This window comes from Huijunlia imazamoxiresistens (assembly GCF_037132455.1).
GTDB lineage: Bacteria > Bacteroidota > Bacteroidia > Chitinophagales > Chitinophagaceae > Flavisolibacter > Flavisolibacter imazamoxiresistens.
On record NZ_JBBBEI010000003.1, the window covers coordinates 354,325 to 372,407 of the forward strand.

At 56.3% G+C, this 18,083-nt stretch carries 10 protein-coding genes; 5 read left to right on the top strand and 5 right to left on the bottom strand.

Annotated elements, in window-relative coordinates; all coding sequences use genetic code 11:
- Positions 1-39: 39 nt before the first annotated feature.
- Complete coding sequence (locus tag V9K67_RS05305) at positions 40-1,005, top strand: hypothetical protein (protein ID WP_336720596.1); 966 nt, start codon at positions 40-42, stop codon at positions 1,003-1,005.
- A gap of 224 nt (positions 1,006-1,229) precedes the next feature.
- On the opposite strand, the gene V9K67_RS05310 is transcribed toward V9K67_RS05305, so the two are convergent.
- The 3 genes from V9K67_RS05310 to V9K67_RS05320 form a co-directional block, all read right to left on the bottom strand.
- Positions 1,230-3,758, bottom strand: coding sequence for a DNA gyrase/topoisomerase IV subunit A (locus tag V9K67_RS05310; RefSeq protein WP_336720597.1), 2,529 nt, complete (start codon positions 3,756-3,758; stop codon positions 1,230-1,232).
- 61 nt (positions 3,759-3,819) lie between these two features.
- Positions 3,820-4,671: a DUF1835 domain-containing protein gene (locus tag V9K67_RS05315; RefSeq protein WP_336720599.1), complete on the bottom strand. Its 852-nt coding sequence runs from the start codon at positions 4,669-4,671 to the stop codon at positions 3,820-3,822.
- 167 nt (positions 4,672-4,838) lie between these two features.
- The gene (locus tag V9K67_RS05320) at positions 4,839-6,734 is read right to left on the bottom strand and encodes a DNA topoisomerase IV subunit B (RefSeq protein ID WP_336720600.1); all 1,896 of its coding nucleotides are present in this window, start codon (positions 6,732-6,734) and stop codon (positions 4,839-4,841) included.
- Positions 6,735-7,218: 484 nt separating this feature from the next.
- On the opposite strand from V9K67_RS05320, the gene V9K67_RS05325 reads away from it, so the two are divergent.
- A complete protein-coding gene (locus V9K67_RS05325) occupies positions 7,219-7,491 on the top strand; it encodes a hypothetical protein (RefSeq protein ID WP_336720602.1) in 273 nt (90 codons plus the stop codon).
- 176 nt (positions 7,492-7,667) lie between these two features.
- Here V9K67_RS05325 and V9K67_RS05330 read toward each other — a convergent pair whose 3' ends face one another.
- Positions 7,668-9,290 carry an ABC transporter substrate-binding protein gene (locus tag V9K67_RS05330; protein ID WP_336720604.1) on the bottom strand — a complete coding sequence of 541 codons (1,623 nt, stop codon included), beginning with the start codon at positions 9,288-9,290 and terminating at the stop codon, positions 7,668-7,670.
- A gap of 59 nt (positions 9,291-9,349) precedes the next feature.
- On the opposite strand from V9K67_RS05330, the gene V9K67_RS05335 reads away from it, so the two are divergent.
- Both V9K67_RS05335 and V9K67_RS05340 read left to right on the top strand, forming a co-directional pair.
- Positions 9,350-11,044: a M1 family metallopeptidase gene (locus V9K67_RS05335; RefSeq protein ID WP_336720605.1), complete on the top strand. Its 1,695-nt coding sequence runs from the start codon at positions 9,350-9,352 to the stop codon at positions 11,042-11,044.
- Positions 11,045-11,613: 569 nt separating this feature from the next.
- A complete protein-coding gene (locus V9K67_RS05340; protein WP_336720606.1) occupies positions 11,614-13,140 on the top strand; it encodes a polysaccharide biosynthesis C-terminal domain-containing protein in 1,527 nt (508 codons plus the stop codon).
- Positions 13,141-13,473: 333 nt separating this feature from the next.
- On the opposite strand, the gene V9K67_RS05345 is transcribed toward V9K67_RS05340, so the two are convergent.
- Entirely contained in the window at positions 13,474-14,166 is a 693-nt protein-coding gene (locus V9K67_RS05345) for a C40 family peptidase (protein WP_336720607.1), read from the bottom strand.
- A gap of 231 nt (positions 14,167-14,397) precedes the next feature.
- Here V9K67_RS05345 and dnaE point away from each other — a divergent pair, with 231 nt between their 5' ends.
- Complete coding sequence (gene dnaE / locus V9K67_RS05350; RefSeq protein WP_336720609.1) at positions 14,398-18,033, top strand: DNA polymerase III subunit alpha; 3,636 nt, start codon at positions 14,398-14,400, stop codon at positions 18,031-18,033.
- Positions 18,034-18,083 lie beyond the last annotated feature (50 nt).

The window sequence follows — 18,083 nt, forward strand, 5'->3', positions numbered from 1 at the left end:
ACCTCATTTTCCGTTCACTATACAATAAATTTTCCCTCCATGAGAAAAATTCTCCTACTCCTGACCATTATTGTACTGAGCGCTGCTGCCCATAGCCAGAAGGTGGTCGGATACTGGTATGGTTCGGCTAACGTACAAAACGTGACGGCAAATAACTACCTGGTGGAACTGGTGCTGAAACAAAGCGGATCCAATGTGTCGGGCGTTCTGAATTATTATTTCAAAAACTCTTTCCGCAGCTTCAACCTGACGGGAAAATATAACCAGGCCACCCGCCAGCTGAATCTGTTCAACATCCCGGTAACTTATTATGCCTCCTCCGCCTCCCTGGAAGTGGACTGCATGATGGACTTCCAGGCCACCCTGATGGTCGCCAAAGCCGGCTCCACCCTGAACGGAAAGTTCGTGGGTAAAGGAACCTACAAGAATACCTGCCCGGAGCTCATTTTCGACCTGAAGCTGAATAAGGAAGTACAGGACCAGGATTCGGTGCTGAACGAGATCCGCCACGTCAAAGAGGCGCAACAGGTATGGAAGCCCTCTCCCATCGACACCGTCATCGGCACCAGGGTTATCCAGCGCCCCGTAGTGAACTTTGTCATTACCGACGAATTCAAAAAGCGCGAAACCGTCATTGCCGATGAAATCGAAGTGGATTCCGACTCCATCACCGTGGACTTCTACGACAACGGCGAGATCGACGGCGACTCCATTTCCGTTTTCTTCAATAAAGAGCTGATCGCCTTTAACCGCGGCCTCAGTACCAAGTCGGTTCATTTCTCCTTCGGCCTCGACCCCTCCAAGGACGTGAACGAACTGACCATGTTCGCCGACAACCTGGGACGCCTCCCGCCCAACACGGCCCTGATGCTGGTGTACGACGGCAGGAAACGCTACGACATCCGCCTCTCCAGTAACCTGCAAAAGAACGCTTCGGTACTGATCAAACGAAAGAAATCGGGCTCCAGCGCCCAAACCGGCCAGCAGGCGCTTTCTACGAAGTAAGCCTCACCCCCGGCCCCTCTCCACATGGAGAGGGTGCCCAAATCAGAAACTTTTCCTACTGGTTTGCAGCAATAAAAACACTTTAAAAGAGAAAAGCCTTTTCCAAGCGGAAAAGGCTTTTCTCTTTATACGAAAGTCTCAACTTCAACCCTTTGAGATAAGACTGTGGTTTGGGCACTCCTCTCCATGTGGAGAGGGGCCGGGGGCGAGGCCCGGGGGTGAGGCTAAAACATCGACGACTGCTTGCCGGGGCCGCCGGCGCCTTCCTTCACTTCCCACTGCATGGTGATGTTGCGGCCGAAATCCAGCAGCTTGGCGCCGATGGCTTTCCAGCCCATCACGTCCACCATCTTGGCCAGCTTGAACTTGTTGTGGTAGCGGATGTTATCGGGCTTGCCCTGTTGCACGATCAGTACCGGCTCCTCGTCGGTGGTCACCGCCTCCAGCGCATTGCCTTTGCCTTCCTTGATAAAGGTAAAGCGGCTGCGCAGCGTGCTGGTCTCGATCCGGAAGCGTTTTACATTGAACTGCTGCTTTTCGTTATCGAGGTACACGGCCGTGATCACTTTTTCGGGATCGAATCGTTCGAGGGTCATGATCGCCTGCGGGTCGAACTTCTGGGTCATTTCCTGGTCGGTAATCTCGTAGGAACCGTCGGTATACACCACCAGGATGCGGTCGTCGGCGTCGAAGTCGCCCAGGTCCCAGCCTTTGCCGTCGTGGTTCAGGCGGCCGAACTTGTCGTCGAACCATACGCGGATACTGCCCAGGGTGGCCACGCCGGCCTCCTTGAACTTCACCGAGCGCACGGGGTATTTCGTTACCTGGTTGCCGATGCTGTTGCGGCTCTTGATCTCGATCTCCTGGAAGTAGAACTCGAACTCCTTCTGGCGGGCGCTGCTGTTGGGACTGAGCACCACGCGCACCACTTCGGCCTCCCCGTTGGGATTGACGGAGAAGTAGTGCACCTTGCTTTTGTCCGATCCCTTGGTCAGGTCGTATTCCTTGTCGCGGGTGATGCCGGTAACGTTGAAGCGCTTGGCGAAGGTGGTGCCGCTTTCACCGTCCGTGTAGATCATGTTGTAGGTGGTGCGCTCGTCGTTGCGGCGGAAGATGGCGGCATGCACGATATCTTTTCCTACAAAGGCCTTGTCCTGCACCTTCAGCACCTTCATGGTGCCGCGGCGGGTGAAGATGATCACGTCGTCGAGGTCGGAGCATTCCACCAGGAATTCGTCCTTTTTCAGGCTGGTGCCGATAAAGCCTTCCGCCCGGTTGATGTACAGGCGGGTATTGGCGATGGCTACGTGCTTGGCCTCGATCACCTCGAATACCTTGATCTCGGTCTTGCGTTCCCTGCCCTTGCCGTATTTCTTCAGCAGGTTTTCGAAGTACGAGATAGCGTATTCGGTCAGGTGCTCCAGGTCGTACTGCACCTGTTTGATATCGGCTTCCAGCGCCCGGATCTGGGCGTTCAGTTCGTCGATATCGAGGCGGTAGATCCGGCGCACCGGCTTTTCGGTCAGCTTTAGAATATCCTCGCGGGTAACGCCGCGCCGTAGTTGCTTCGTAAACGGGACAAAGGCCTTGCCGATGGCTTCGATCACCTTATCCCAGGTTTCGTATTTCTTTTCCAGCTCCTTGTAGATCTTTTCCTCGAAGAAGATCTTTTCCAGGGAGGTATAGTGCCATTTCTCCTGCAGCTCGCCCAGCCTGATCTGCAGTTCTTTCTGCAGCAGGTCGCGGGTATTGTCGGCCGACACACGCAGCAGTTCGTTCACGCTGACGAAGTGCGGCTTGTTGTCGATGATGACGCAGGTATTGGGAGCGATGGAGATTTCGCAGTCGGTGAACTTATAGAGGGCGTCGATGGTGATGTCCGGCGAAATGTTCGGCGCCAGGTCCACCACGATCTCCACTTCCGCGGCCGTGTTGTCGGTTACCTTTTTGATCTTGATCTTTCCCTGGTCGTTGGCTTTCACGATCGAGTCGATCAGCTGCGTGGTGGTCACGCCGTAGGGAACGCTGCGGATGGCGAGGGATTTTTTATCGATTTCCTCGATATGCACCCGCACCTTTACCCTGCCGCCTCTCTTGCCTTCGTTGTAGTCGGTGACGTCGATCATGGCGCCGGTGAGGAAGTCGGGGTAGAGCGTATAGGCTTTGCCTTTCAGGTATTTGATCGAGGCCTGTATCAGTTCCACGAAGTTGTGGGGCAGGATCTTGGTCGCCAGGCCCACGGCAATGCCTTCGGCGCCCTGCGCCAGCAGCAGCGGGAACTTTACGGGCAGGGTGACCGGTTCGTTCTTACGGCCGTCGTAGCTCAGTTGCCATTGGGTGGTTTTGGGGTTGAACAGCACTTCCAGGGCAAACTTGCTCAGGCGCCCCTCGATGTAGCGGGCGGCGGCGGCATCGTCGCCGGTGCGCACGTCGCCCCAGTTGCCCTGGGTATCGATCAGCAAGTCTTTCTGGCCCATGTTCACCAGGGCATCGCCGATGGAGGCGTCGCCGTGGGGGTGGTACTGCATGGTCTGGCCGATGACGTTGGCCACCTTGTTGTAGCGGCCGTCGTCCATTTCCTTCATGGCGTGCAGGATGCGGCGCTGCACGGGCTTCAGGCCGTCCTCCACGGCGGGCACGGCCCGCTCCAGGATCACGTAGGAAGCATAATCGAGGAACCAGGTCTTGTACTGGCCGTTGATCCCCAGGTCGGTCTGAACGTGTTCGTAATTCTTATTCTTCGTAGTGCTCATTGAGTATGTCGGGTTATAATAATCTGTTTTTAATTCGCTCCTTGTCGCAAAGCAGTCCGTTTCAGGCGGTGGCGGCGTCTTCGGGGGCCGGGGCTTCTTCGCTGCGGCCGGTCTTCAGCCGCACCTCGAACTCCTTCCAGCCTTTGGAGGGGTCGCCGTTGAGCTCCACCTTTCCTTCCGACTGGAGGGCTTTCAGGCGCCAGAGCAGGAAAACGTCGCCCGTTTTGAGCTTCATTTTCGAGAGGATCTGCCCCATAGCCCTTCCCCCTTTTTGCCAGTCGGCGGAGAGGCCCTGCAAAATAGCGGCATCGTAGAAAGAAGCGTCTTTGGAGGCGATCTTTTTGCCCCCCTCGAGGATGCGGACAAAAGCGTTCTCGCGGCTCAGGCGGTTCCACTCGTCCGGGTCGATCTCGAATTCGGAGGCGGTCACCGCCCGGTTCAGCTTTTTAGCCTTCCGGTATTCCGATGGCGGGATCTCGTGGAGGGTGGTGGGGTAAAAGATGCCGCCCTTTTCGTTGAGGAAGGGGAGGTTGTTCATGTACAGCACGAACACCCGGCCGGCGAGTTCTTTCAGCTGGGAGATCAGCCAGTAGTAGCCGCAGACGTCGTGGCCGTTCTGGCCCATCCAGATCCACAGCACCTCTTTGGGGCTTTCTTCCAGTTCCCGTTTGAGCTGGTGCACCGCCAGGCGGTCGTCCACCATGGAGGTAGTGTCGCCATAGGGCGATGCCAGCAGCAGCTCCTGCCACCAGGCCTTGCGTTGCTGCCAGCCTTCGGGGGCCGACAGCTGGTCCAGCGGGCCCACGGCATAATCGTCCTTGATCTGGAGGATCTTTCCCTGCAGGGCCGCGTCCAGTTCCATTGCCTTTTCCAATACCGCTATATCCGCTTCCTGAAAAACAATATGAATCATCTTAGGGAAATTTAAAATACAGAATGTAAAATGTAAAATATAAAATAAGGAAGAATCCCGGCAGTGAAGTTTGCCTGTAAGTAATAGGTTCATCGGCTTCGCGTTACCAATGCCTTCATCCATATTTTACATTTTATATTTTACATTCTCCATTTTACATTTAATATCTACGCTGTCGCTTCTTCCACGGTATCCAGTTCCACCCGAAGGTTGTTGATGATGAATTCCTGGCGGTCCTGGGTGTTTTTGCCCATATAGTATTCCAGCAGGTGCTGGATGTGGTCGCCATGCTCCAGGATCACCGGCTGCAGGCGCATGTCGTCGCTGATGAAGCGGGCGAACTCGTCGGGGCTGATCTCGCCGAGGCCCTTGAAGCGGGTGATCTCCGGCTTGGCGCCCAGCTTTTTCATGGCGGCCTGCTTTTCGGCTTCCGAGTAGCAGTAAATGGTTTCCTGCTTGTTGCGCACCCGGAACAGGGGCGTTTCCAGGATATAGATATGGTCCTTCTTCACCAGGTCGGGGAAGAACTGCAAAAAGAAGGTCATGATCAGCAGGCGGATGTGCATGCCGTCCACGTCGGCATCGGTGGCGATGACGATGCGGTTGTAGCGCAGCCCGTCCAGGCCGTCCTCGATGTTGAGGGCGTGCTGCAGCAGGTTGAGCTCTTCGTTCTCGTACACCACTTTCTTGCTCATGCCGAAGCAGTTGAGGGGTTTGCCCCTCAGGCTGAACACCGCCTGGGTGTCTACGCTGCGGGCCTTGGTAATAGAGCCGGAGGCCGAGTCGCCCTCGGTGATAAAAATGGTCGACTCCTTTTGAAGGGCAAAGAAGGCTTCTTTGCCCTTGACCGGGGGCTCGTCGTTGAGGTGCACCTTGCAGTCGCGCAGCTTGCGGTTGTGCAGGTTGGCCTTCTTGGCCCGTTCGTTGGCGAGCTTTTTAATGCCGGCCAGCTCCTTGCGTTCGCGCTCGCTCTGCTCGATCCGCTTTTTGAGGGCGTCGGCGGTAGCGGGATTCTTGTGCAGGTAGTTGTCGAGCTCGCGGGACAGGAAGTCGGTCACGAACTGGCGCATGCTGGGGCCGCCTTCATCCACGTTCAGCGAGCCCAGCTTCGTTTTCGTCTGCGATTCGAAGACCGGCTCCACCACGCGTACCGATACGGCCGCCACGATGCTCTGGCGGATGTCGGCGGCGTCGTAATCTTTTTTAAAGAAATCGCGGATCACCTTTACGTAGGCTTCGCGGAACGCCTGCTGGTGGGTACCGCCCTGGGTGGTATGCTGGCCGTTGACGAAGCTGAAGTAGTCTTCGCCGTAGTCGCTGTTGTGGGTAAGGGCCACTTCGATGTCGGTCCCCTTGAGGTGGATGATGGGGTAGCGCAGCTCGTCGGCATTGGTTTCCCGCTCCAGCAGGTCCAGCAGGCCGTTGCGGCTGATATAGGTTTTGCCGTTAAAAATAATGCGGAGGCCGGCGTTCAGGAAGCAATAGTTCCAGATCTGCTTTTCCAAATAAGCCGGCAGGAACTGGAAGTTCTTGAATACCGAATCGTCGGGGATAAAGGTCACCAGGGTACCGTTGTTCTGGTCGGTGGCCGACTCGCGGTATTCCTTCACCAGCACGCCGCGTTCGAATTCGGCTTCTTTCATGCGGCCGTCGCGCACCGAGGCCACTTTAAACCAGGTGCTGAGGGCGTTCACCGCCTTGGTACCCACGCCGTTCAGGCCCACGCTTTTCTGAAAGGCCTTGCTGTCGTACTTGGCGCCGGTATTGATCTTGCTCACCACGTCCACCACCTTGCCCAGGGGGATGCCCCGGCCGTAGTCGCGAACGGTTACCTGCTTGTTTTCGATGGTGATCTCCACGGTCTTGCCATGGCCCATGGTGTATTCGTCGATACAGTTGTCGACCACCTCCTTCACCAGTACATAGATACCATCATCGGGACTGCTGCCGTCGCCCAGTTTACCAATGTACATGCCCGGGCGCAGGCGGATGTGCTCGCGCCAGTCCAGGCTTTTGATACTGTCTTCGGTATAGTTGTACGTTTCTTTTTTTACTTCTGCCATAGAAAATCAGTTTCCCGGATACCCGGAAATGACGGGTTAAAAAGTGTGTAAATCTATCAGCTTTTTGCCGTTCCGCCCTTTATGGTGGATAAAAAGCCCGTACCGGGCCTGCGTGGGGCAAACCGGAAGGGGTTTTCCCGCTCCGGATGAGACCGCTTGCAAGGGCAGCCGGTCAGGGGAAGGGGAGCCGGAACCGCGGGCAAATATACGTAAAAACAGGGGTCCGTTTGCTAATTTTTTTAGCTAAATTTCTGCAAACCCTGTGCTTCACCTACAGGATAAAACACTGATAATCAACGTTATAAAGTTTTAGCACTTTTTCTGCATCGGATTCATCCCGGCTTCGCCGCAAATCCCCTAATTTTGGCGCGGATTACCGAATTATGGATGAGCATGGCGGCTCTCCATCGGCCCGATTACCCATTATTCATTTACTTACTGACCCATAGTAACTGTTGTTAAAAACCACCAAAAGGAGGACGTTATGTATTCGTATGGATTGCTGGAACCCGGATGTTACTACCTGGTACAGGAAAAAACGGACGCACCCATTTCACTGATAAAGGTGACCATGGAGTCGGATTACTGTATGTATGTATTTACTTACGACGACCAGATGGTCACCGGCTGGAAACGTAAAATTGACCCGATCTTCGATATTATTGAATGCCTGAGCGACGAAGCCGTGGAGGCCTGGGAAAAGCATTACAATAATAATAATGAGGACGCCTATTACGAGGAAGACTCGGAAGAATAGTTCCTGAGTTCCTGAGTTTCTAAGTTCCGGAGGGTAAAGAATTTTGTCCACGGGCGAACAAGTTAATGTTAAAATTGACCTTGTTCGCCCGTGACTTCATTTTATTCCTACCCTGATACCGCCCCTCCCCAGCGGCGAAGCCAACTTTGGAACTCAGAAACTCAGGAACTTAGAAACTACTTCAGCCGTACCCGCCTGAGTTCCAGCAAATTCAGCGCATTGGGCCGCAGGCCCTCCACTCCCGGCTGCACCAGCCGGATCACCACGTCGTACCAGAGCGGCACTACGGGCGCATCGGCAATTACCTGCTGGTCGGCCTGCCGGTAAAGGTGGTAGCGGACCGAATCGGAGGTTTCGGCCAGGGCTTTTTCAAACAGGGCGTCGAACTGCGGGTTGCGGTACCGCGTATAGTTGGGCGGCGCCGGGTTTTTGGAATAAAATACCGACAAATAGTTTTCCGCATCCGGGTAGTCGGCGATCCAGCTGGCCCGGAAAAATAGGGCCCTCCCACCTGCCGTCAGCTCCAGCAGCAGCGACTTCTGAATAATTTCCACCTCTACCTTTATCCCGATCTCTTCCAGTTGCTTCGCCAGGTAATCGGCCATGCCGGCATAGACCGGGATGCTCAGCAGCTTTACCGCGGGGGTATGCCCGGGGCCAAAGCCGGCCTCGGCCAGCAGCTGCCGCGCTTTTACCGGGTCATAATGGTAGCCCTTCACCGCCACCGAATCAAAAGACGGCAGCCCGGCGGGCACAAAGCCCGACTCGGCCGGGATGCCCAGCGAGTTGCGGAGGTACAGGATCATCTTGCGGCGGTCGAAGCCGTAGTTGATGGCCTGCCGCACCTTTTTGAGGCGGGTGGGTGCCGCCTGCACCAGCGGGTTGGTACTGTCCACCAGCAGGCCGAAGTACTCAATATTTAAATAAGGATGGGTTTGCAGCCGAATTTTATCCTGCCATTCCGGGCGGAGGGTACCCCTCTTGGTCAGCACTTCATCCTTGAAAGAGGCGTCGATATCGGAAATGAAGTGGAGCTTGCCCTGGCGGAACAGCAGGAACTCGGTGGCCTTGCTGTCGGCAAAGGACACCTTGACGCCGTCGAGGTAGGGCAGGCGGGCGCCGGTCCTATCCCGCTCGAAATAGCCCCGGTGCTTTTTCAAAATCAGCGCCTGCCCTTCCTCCCAGGCCACGAACCGGAAGGGGCCGGAGCCCACCGGGTGGCGGCGGAAGTCGGCGCCCCAGCGGTCTACCGCCTCCCGGGGCACCACCGAACAGTACTGCATGGACAAAATACCCAGCACCGGGTGGTAGGGCCGCAGCAGCTTCAGCTGGAAAACCGAGTCGTTCAGGGCCCGGAAGCTCTCGGCTGTATCTACCTTTCCCCGGAAGATCCACGAGCCGGGAGAAGCCGTGCGGGGGTCCATCAGCCGGTTGAGGCTGTAGGCCACGTCCCCGGCCACCAGCCGGCGGCCCTTGCCGCCCGGGAAGCAGAGGTCGTCGTGGAAATACACGCCGGGCCGCAGGTAAAAGGTATAGGTGCGCCGGTCGGGCGACACCTCCCAGCGGGCAGCCAGGGACGGCACCACCTGCAGGCTGCTGTCCACCTCCACCAGCGTATTGTACAACTGGTGCACCGCCCACATGATCGACTGGTTGCGGGCAAAGGCCGGGTCCAGGGAGGCTAGGCCGGAGCTTTCGTTGTAGTGCAGCCACTGCCCCTCCTCCTGCTGGCTGCTGTAGCAGGAAACCAGGAGAAAAAGAAAGGGAAGGACGGTAAAATAGTTATGACGGCGGAACATATTATCTTCGGAAGCCGTCTAAATTAGCGAACTATTCCCTGTCCCCCTAATTCACTACCATGAAAATACCCATGGCCTCATCGCATGCGCCCTCCTTTCTTCGTACTTCGTACCTCCTACTGCGTACCTTCCTTCCCAGCCTCCTCGCCCTCTCCTGCTACGGCCAGCCCCAAAAAACCTTTACCCGCCAGGACAGCCTGCGGGGCACCAACACCCCCGAGCGGGCCTGGTGGGACGTGAAGCAGTACAACCTGAACATCCGGGTGGACGTAACCGACCGCTCGGTCCGCGGCTACAACCAGGTAACCTTCGCTACCCGGAAGCCGGGGACAGGCAAAATCATGCAGATCGACCTGCAGCCGCCCATGGAGCTGGAAAAGGTGGAGGACGGCACCGACGACCGCCGCCCCCTGCCCTTCCGCCGCGACGGTAATGTGTACTACATCGACTTTGGAAATAAAAAATTCGACACGGGAACCCGTCAATCGGTAGACCTTTATTTCAAGGGCAAGCCCCGGGCGGCCGTGCAGGCGCCCTGGGACGGCGGCTGGGTGTGGGCCACGGACAAAAAGGGCCGCCCCTGGCTGACCGTAGCCTGCCAGGGACTGGGCGCCAGCGTATGGTACCCCTGCAAGGACTACCAGGCCGACGAACCGGACGAAGGCGCCCTGGTGGCCGTGCGGGTGCCCGACACCCTGGTGGCGGTGGCCAACGGCCGGTTGTTGGACAAAACGCCGGCGGGGCCGGGCGAGGTCCTTTTTGCCTGGCAGGTCAAAAGCCCGATCAACAACTACAACCTCGTGCCCTATATCGGCAAATACGTGAACTGGACCGAAACCTATGCCGGCGAAAAAGGCCCCCTGGCCTGCAGCTACTGGGTGCTCGACTACAACCTTGAAAAAGCAAAGGAGCAGTTTGCCCAGGTGCCGCGGATGCTGAAGGCGCTGGAGTACTGGTTCGGCCCTTATCCTTTTTACGAAGACGGCTACAAGCTGGTGGAGTCGCCCCACCTGGGGATGGAGCACCAGAGCGCCATCGCCTACGGCAACGGCTACCGCAACGGTTACCTGGGCGTTGACCTGTCCGGCACCGGCTGGGGACTGAAATGGGATTATATTATCGTGCACGAAAGCGGGCACGAATGGTTCGGCAACAACATCACGACCAAAGACATTGCCGACATGTGGGTGCACGAGGGATTTACCGACTATTCCGAAACCCTGTTCACCGGCTACTACTTCGGACAAAAGGCCGCCGATGCCTATGTCCAGGGCCTGCGCCACAAGATCGCCAACGACCGGCCGGTGATCGGGCATTACGGCGTGAACGAAGAAGGCAGCCCCGACATGTATTTTAAAGGCGCCAACCTGGTGCACCTCCTGCGCCAGCTCGTGGCCGACGACGAAAAGTTCCGGCAGCTGCTGCGGGGCCTGAATAAAACTTTTTACCACCAGACCGTCACCACCGGCCAGGTGGAGGCCTACCTGTCGAAGGAAAGCGGCAAGGATTTTTCCAAAGTCTTCGACCAGTACCTGCGGACGGCCCAGGTGCCGGTGCTGGAGCTGAAAGCGGCGGAGGGCTTTTTGGACTTCCGCTGGACCAACTGCATCGACGGCTTCAACATGCCCGTAAAGCTTACCAACGGCCAGTGGCTGCAGCCCACCCCCTCCTGGCAAAAAACGGAATGGAAAAATGCCGGTATTAAATCCGTAACCGCTGATCCGAATTTTTATATCAAGGTGAAGAAGGGATAAAGGGCTTACTTTATTAAATAAATTAATAGAGAATGACCTTAATCGAGCCTCAAATAAACCCTTTATTTCTATTATTCGCAGGAATTGGAATCGGTTTATTGATTGCCACTGTGTATTGGAAAAATAAGCGGAAATAAATCATAGCCTCCCTGACTCATAGAAAATTCCCTGCCTTATGGCTGTCGATTGAGGACTCATTTTGAAGCAACAAACATAAAGCTGGTGACAACCTGTAGAGCTGTCATGCCGACCGCAGTGAGGCATCCCGTCGGGAATGAAAAGCTGTTACTATTCGAAGGAGAGGTTTCCTGTCGCAGAAAAATACTTTTCGAGTATCGGCGGGATGCCTCACTGCGTTCGGCATGACAGTCTTACAACTGTCCTTTTACTTCTTGCCTCGAATAACCACCCTCTCCAAAACCAGAAACCCATAACCTAATACCAACCTGCCAAACGCCTTAACAGACGGACTCCTAACTCAGGAACTCAGGAACATAGGAACTCAGGAACGGCCCCCAACCCGTAAACTCGTAAACCCGTAAACTCCCAAACTCGTTACTTTTGCCCGCATGAGCACCATCCGCCGGCAGACCATTATCTCTTCACTCCTTATTTATATTGGCTTTGCCTTCGGCGCCCTGAACACCTACCTGTTTACCCGCGACGGCATTTTCACCCCCGAGCAATACGGCCTTACCCGGGCCTTTATCGTGATGGGGCAGTTCTTTTTCGGCTTTGCCGGGTTCGGCATTTCGTCGGTGATCTATAAGTTTTACCCCTACTATAAAGACAACCTGCCTGCCCAAAAGAACGACCTGCTGACCGTAGGCCTGCTGGTTTCGCTGGTGGGCTTTATCCTGACCGCCTCGGGCGGACTGCTGTTCGAAAATATCGTGGTGCGGAAGTTCATCGATAAATCGCCGCTGATCCTGCGGTATTACTACTGGGTGTTTCCCTTCACCTTTTTCCTGCTGTACTTTTCGGTGCTCGAATCCTATGCCTGGAGCCTGGGCAAGACCATCGTTCCGAATTTTTTGCGGGAAGCGGGTTTTCGCATTTCCACGACGCTGCTGATCGTGCTGTTCCTGGTTACGGGAAAGAATTTCGACCTGTTCATCAAGCTGTTTTCCCTGCTGTATGCCTTCAGCTTCGTAGCCCTGGTGGTCTACCTGGTCCGGCTGAAGGAGTTCAACCTGGTGAACCAGGTCAGCCGGGTAACGGTCAAGTTCCGCAAAAAGATCCTGGCGCTGATCGGCTTCGTATACGGGGGCTCGCTGGTGAACGTGGCGGCCCAGAGCGTCGACTTTTTGGCCATCGCCTCTTTTAAAGGCCTGCAATACGGGGCGGTATTCGATTTCAGCAACTACGTGGCCAATGTCATCCAGGTGCCGCAGCGCAGCCTCGTATCGGTCTCCATCTCACCGCTGGCCCGCGCCTGGAAAGACAAGGACTACGCTACGATCGACCGCATTTATAAGCGGTCCAGCATCAACCTGCTGCTGGTGTCCACCTTTTTGTTCGGCATCATCTGGCTCAACTACGACAGCGGTGTGCGGCTGCTGGGCCTGAACCCGATCTATGAAGAAGGGAAATGGGTATTCTTCCTGCTGGGGGTAAAAAATATCGTGGATATGGGCACCGGGGTCAACGGCCAGATCATCGGCACCTCCACCTACTGGCGGTTCGACTTTTTCAGCGGCATCATCCTGCTGCTGCTCATCATTCCCCTCAACATCTTTATGGTCCGGCGGTTCGGCATTATGGGCTCGGCCTGGTCGGGACTGATCTCGTACCTGGTCTACAATACCATCCGGGTGCTGTTTCTAAAATTCAAATTCAACCTCCAGCCCTTTTCGGCCCGGACCGTCTTCATCCTACTCAACGCCCTGGGCAGCTACCTGGTAGCATATTACCTGTTTCAATCTTTTACCGGCTGGACCGGCATTTTCCTGCGGAGCATCGTCTTCGTATTGCTGTTCATCGGCATCACCCTCTACTTCCGCCTCTCCCCCGACCTGCAGCCGGTGCTGGAAACCCTGAAGAAAAAGCTGGGCATACGAAAGGCCGTTCCGGAAGGAATTGGCAATGAGCAATAATGCCATTTTAACGTTGATTGACCGGGAGGAGCAGGAAGCCTGAAGGGCTTCACTGTGAATAGCCCCGGGTGAAACCCGGGGTCAGCAGTAGTTCATTACGACAACCCCAGCGGGGTTGATTGTGGGACCCACGGTAAACAGGCAGCCCAGAATTCGAAAGGCATTCCGAAGAATCCGTTAGAATGGAAACCTTTTATTAATTCAACAGGACACAATCAACCCCGTTGGGGTTGTCGTGACAAATCCCGGCCGTTCCCCGGGTTTCACCCGGGGCTATTCACAGTGAAGCCCTTCAGGCTTCCTTGGGGCGCAATTATCAATGGAGAAAACAGATTACCGGGCAATCGCCGTGTCGCCGGCCGGCACAACGCGGCCGCAGCCGATGAAGCGCTTGGACCAGTAGGCCTCGTTCAGGTCGGAGACCATGACGCCGCCGGTGGTGGAGGCATGGACGAATTTGGTGTTGGTGAGAAAAAGCCCCACGTGCGACACGCCGCCGCTGGTATTAAAGAAGACCAGGTCGCCTTCCTTCAGTTCCGTGGGTTCGATGCGCTGGGTATAGCCGTATTGCTCGGAAGCGGTGCGGGGCAGCAGGGTGCCGTAAGAAGCGGAATAAAGCGTTTGCACGAAAGCCGAACAGTCGATGCCGTCCTTGCTGCTGCCGCCGTACTGGTAGCGGACGCCGTACCATTCGTCGATGGCGGAAAACAGGCGGAGGTTGTGCAGCTGCTCCACTTCGGTGTTGAGCAGGATGGCGTATTTCAATTGGAGGTGGCTGGCGTTTTCGATCAGGAAATTGCCCGCTGCGGCCACGGGAGCCGCAAAAACAGCGGCCGGCGGCGGTGCTACCGCCACGCTTTTATCAGCGGCCGGGCCGGCGCCCAGGTCCACCGTGATATCGTCGAGAAATTTAACCTCAGCTTGACTTATCCTTTCTTTCTTTTGCTTTCCTTTTTGGGCCCAGGCAGATGGAAAACCGGCAAAACCCAGGACCAGCGCAAAAGAAACCACCAGTTTTTTGACCATTTTGTTATCAGTTTTTTAACGAAAAAAAAGGGCCGCGAAAATAGAACTATTTTCTCACAGGCTGTGGATTAATTGCCGTCAAAAGCTGCCGCCCGCTGCGGCTTTGGCCGTAAATTGCATTCATTTCCAGGGCTGCCGGCCGGACGGGGTCCGTACCCGGTACACAAAAAAATCGTTCCGCTGCCCGCAGCGGAGCTCCATCACATATACCGACAAAAGAAGATCAGGAAGATGAAGTTTTCGCATTTGCACGTACACACCCAGTATTCGCTGCTCGACGGGGCGGCCGCTATCCCCTCGCTTTACAAAAAAGCGATCAAGAACAACATGCCCGCCCTGGCCATCACCGACCACGGCAACATGTTCGGCGCCTTCGAGTTCGTGGCCGAAGCCTACAAACACAAAAACGACGACGGCAGCCTGAAGGTGAAGCCGGTGGTGGGCTGCGAATTCTACGTGGTGGCCGACCGCACCCGCAAAAGCTTTTCCAAGGAACAAAGGGACGAACGCTTCCACCAGGTGCTGCTGGCCAAGAACGCCACCGGCTACAACAACCTGCTGAAGCTCACCTCCGCGGGTTACGTGGAGGGCATGTACAGCAAATACCCCCGCATCGACAAAGAACTGATCGAAAAATACCACGAGGGCCTCATCGCCACCACCTGCTGCATCGGCGCCTACGTGCCCCAGACCATCCTGCACGACGGCGAGGAAAAGGCCGAGCAGGAATTCAAATGGTGGCTCGACCTCTTCGGCGAGGACTACTTCATCGAGCTGCAGCGCCACAACATGCAGGAGCAGGAAACCATCAACCAGGTGCTGCTGAAGTTCGCCAAAAAGTACAACGTGCCGGTGATCGCCACCAACGACAGCCACTATACCGACCAGGACGACTACAACGCCCACGACATCCTGCTGTGCATCAACACCGGCGAAAAGCAAAGCACCCCCGGCTTCGACGACTTCGTCAACGACGACGCCAACCTCAAAAACCGGCGCTTCAAGTTCCCCAACGACCAGTTCTACTTCAAGGGAACCGACGAAATGACCAAGCTGTTCAGCGACATCCCCGAGGCCATCGACAACACCAACATGATCGTGGACCGGGTGGAGCTGCTGAACCTCAAAAAAGATATCCTCCTGCCCAACTTCCCTATTCCCAAAGAGTTCCAGGTGCATGCCGACAACAACCTGAACCAGTGGGAATACCTGCGCCACCTCACCTACGAAGGGGCGCGCAAACGCTACGGAGAGATCATCCCCTCCACCCAGGAACGCCTCGACTTCGAGCTGTTCACCATCAAGACCATGGGTTTTGCGGGCTACTTCCTCATCGTGAGCGACTTTATCACCAAGGGACGGGAGATCGGCGTGTTCATCGGGCCGGGCCGCGGATCGGCGGCCGGTTCGGCGGTGGCGTATTGCATCGGCATCACCAATATCGACCCCATCAAGTACGACCTGCTGTTCGAACGTTTCCTGAACCCCGACCGGAAGTCGATGCCGGATATCGATACGGACTTCGACGACGAAGGCCGCCAGAAGGTCATCGACTACGTGGTGCAGAAATACGGGCAGAACCAGGTGGCCCAGATCGTCACCTACGGTACCATGGCGGCCAAGATGAGTATCAAGGACGTGGCCCGCGTGCTCGACCTGCCGCTGATGGAGGCCAACATCCTGGCCAAGATGGTCCCGGAAAAGCCGGGCATCGAGCTGGGCCGCGTGCTGCAGGCGCCCCTGACCGCCAAGGACGGTGAAAAGTCCCTGGAGGAAAAAGAAGGCCTGGGCCCCGACGACCTCGAAAACATCCGGCGCCTCCGCGAAATCTATAACGGCGACGACATCCGCGCCCAGGTGCTGCACGAAGCCGAACGGCTTGAAGGCTCGGTCCGCAACACCGGCATCCACGCCGCCGGCATCATCATCGCCCCCGAAGACCTTACCAACATCATCCCGGTCTGCACCGCCAAGGACTCCCCCCTCTGGGTGACCCAGTTCGAAGGCAAGATCATCGAGGATGCCGGCGTCATCAAGATGGACTTCCTGGGGCTGAAGACCCTTACCATCATCAAGAACGCCCTGGAGATGATCCAGGAGAACCATGGCCATACCATTGTCATCGACGACATCTCGCTGACGGACGAAAAGACCTACCAGCTGTACCAGAAGGGCGAGACCATCGGCACGTTCCAGTTCGAGAGCCCCGGCATGCAGAAGTACCTGAAAGAATTGAAGCCGGACCAGTTTGCCGACCTTATTGCCATGAACGCCCTGTACCGCCCGGGACCGATGGCCTATATTCCCCAGTACGTCGACCGGAAGCACGGCCGCGAGGAAGTGACCTACGACCTGGCCGAAATGGAGGAATACCTGAAAGAAACCTACGGGATCACGGTGTACCAGGAACAGGTGATGCTGCTGGCCCAGAAGATCGGCGGCTTTTCCAAGGGCGATGCCGACGTGCTGCGGAAGGCGATGGGTAAAAAGGACCGGAAGACCCTGGACAAGATGAAGGGCAAGTTCATCGAAGGGGCCGTGGCCAAGGGCCATGACGCCAAGGTGCTGGAAAAGGTATGGACCGACTGGGAAGCCTTTGCCCAGTACGCCTTCAACAAGTCGCACTCCACCTGCTATGCCTTCGTGGCCTACCAGACCGCCTACCTCAAGGCCCACTACCCGCCCGAGTACATGTCGGCCGTACTGAACAACGCCGGCTCCATTGAAAAGCTCACTTGGTTCATGGAAGAATGCCAGAACATGGGCCTGAAGGTGCTGGGACCGGACATCAACGAATCGCTGAAAGGCTTTGCAGTGAACGCCGCCGGCGAGATTCGCTTCGGCCTGGGCGGACTGAAAGGCGTGGGTGAGGCGGCCGTGGAAAGCATCATCGAGGAGCGGAAGAAAAACGGCGTCTACAAAGACATTTACGATTTCATCAAACGCATCAACCAGCGCACCGTCAACAAGAAGACGCTGGAAAGCCTGGCCTATGCCGGCACCTTCGACTGTTTCAAGGAGCTGCACCGGGCCCAGTATTTCACGGCGGCGGACGGCAAGCCGGAAACCGGCCTGGACCGCATCATCAAGTTCGGCAACATGGTGCAGACCGAATCGGCCAACAAGAAAGTCACCCTGTTCGGCGACCTGTCCACCCAGGAACCCATCGAGCCGCCGCTTATCCCGCCCTGTGCGCCCTGGCCGCTGATCGAACAGCTGGACAAGGAAAAAGAGGTGACCGGCATTTACCTGAGCGGTCACCCGTTGGACCATTACAAGTTCGAATACCGGCATTATGCCATTACGCCCCTGAGCGAATTCAACGAGATCAAGGAAGCCAACTCGCTGAATATGGCGGGCCGGGCCGTCAAGCTGCTCTGCCTGGTATCGGGCGCCAACCACCGGATCTCCAAGCAGGGCAACAAATTCGGCGCCTTCACCATCGAGGATTTCTCGACCAAGTCGGAGCTGATGCTGTTCGGCGACAACTACGTCCGGTACAACAACTATTTTCAGCCGGGACAGGCCCTGTTTATTTCGGGCTCCTTCAACAAGCACCGCTACCGCGACGAGATCGAGTTCACCATCACCGGCATCACGCTGGCCGAGAACGTCAAGAGCATGCTGCTGCGGCAGCTGGTGCTGGAAATGGATATCCGCAGCGTAGGGGTGGAAATCGTGTCCTTCCTGGAGGAGAACATGAAAAAATACCCCGGCAAGGCCGGCCTGAAGATCGTGGTCAAGGACCCGAGGGAACAAATCAAGATCAGCCTGTCGTCGCTGGAAAACGGCTTTGAAATGAACCACGAAATGATCTCTTTCCTGCAAACCCAACCGGAGATCGAGGTGTCGGTAGCGACGGCCTAGGAAGGGGGAATTGGTTCATTGGTTCATTGGGGTATTAGGATATTAGGCAG

What these genes read in the sequence shown, in the direction of transcription:
- V9K67_RS05330 (WP_336720604.1), bottom strand. Translation starts at nt 9,290, where the DNA reads ATGTTCCGCCGTCATAACTATTTTACCGTCCTTCCCTTTCTTTTTCTC.
- V9K67_RS05335 (WP_336720605.1), top strand. Translation starts at nt 9,350, where the DNA reads ATGAAAATACCCATGGCCTCATCGCATGCGCCCTCCTTTCTTCGTACT.
- V9K67_RS05325 (WP_336720602.1), top strand. Translation starts at nt 7,219, where the DNA reads ATGTATTCGTATGGATTGCTGGAACCCGGATGTTACTACCTGGTACAG.
- V9K67_RS05340 (WP_336720606.1), top strand. Translation starts at nt 11,614, where the DNA reads ATGAGCACCATCCGCCGGCAGACCATTATCTCTTCACTCCTTATTTAT.
- V9K67_RS05310 (WP_336720597.1), bottom strand. Translation starts at nt 3,758, where the DNA reads ATGAGCACTACGAAGAATAAGAATTACGAACACGTTCAGACCGACCTG.
- V9K67_RS05320 (WP_336720600.1), bottom strand. Translation starts at nt 6,734, where the DNA reads ATGGCAGAAGTAAAAAAAGAAACGTACAACTATACCGAAGACAGTATC.
- dnaE (WP_336720609.1), top strand. Translation starts at nt 14,398, where the DNA reads ATGAAGTTTTCGCATTTGCACGTACACACCCAGTATTCGCTGCTCGAC.
- V9K67_RS05315 (WP_336720599.1), bottom strand. Translation starts at nt 4,671, where the DNA reads ATGATTCATATTGTTTTTCAGGAAGCGGATATAGCGGTATTGGAAAAG.
- V9K67_RS05345 (WP_336720607.1), bottom strand. Translation starts at nt 14,166, where the DNA reads ATGGTCAAAAAACTGGTGGTTTCTTTTGCGCTGGTCCTGGGTTTTGCC.
- V9K67_RS05305 (WP_336720596.1), top strand. Translation starts at nt 40, where the DNA reads ATGAGAAAAATTCTCCTACTCCTGACCATTATTGTACTGAGCGCTGCT.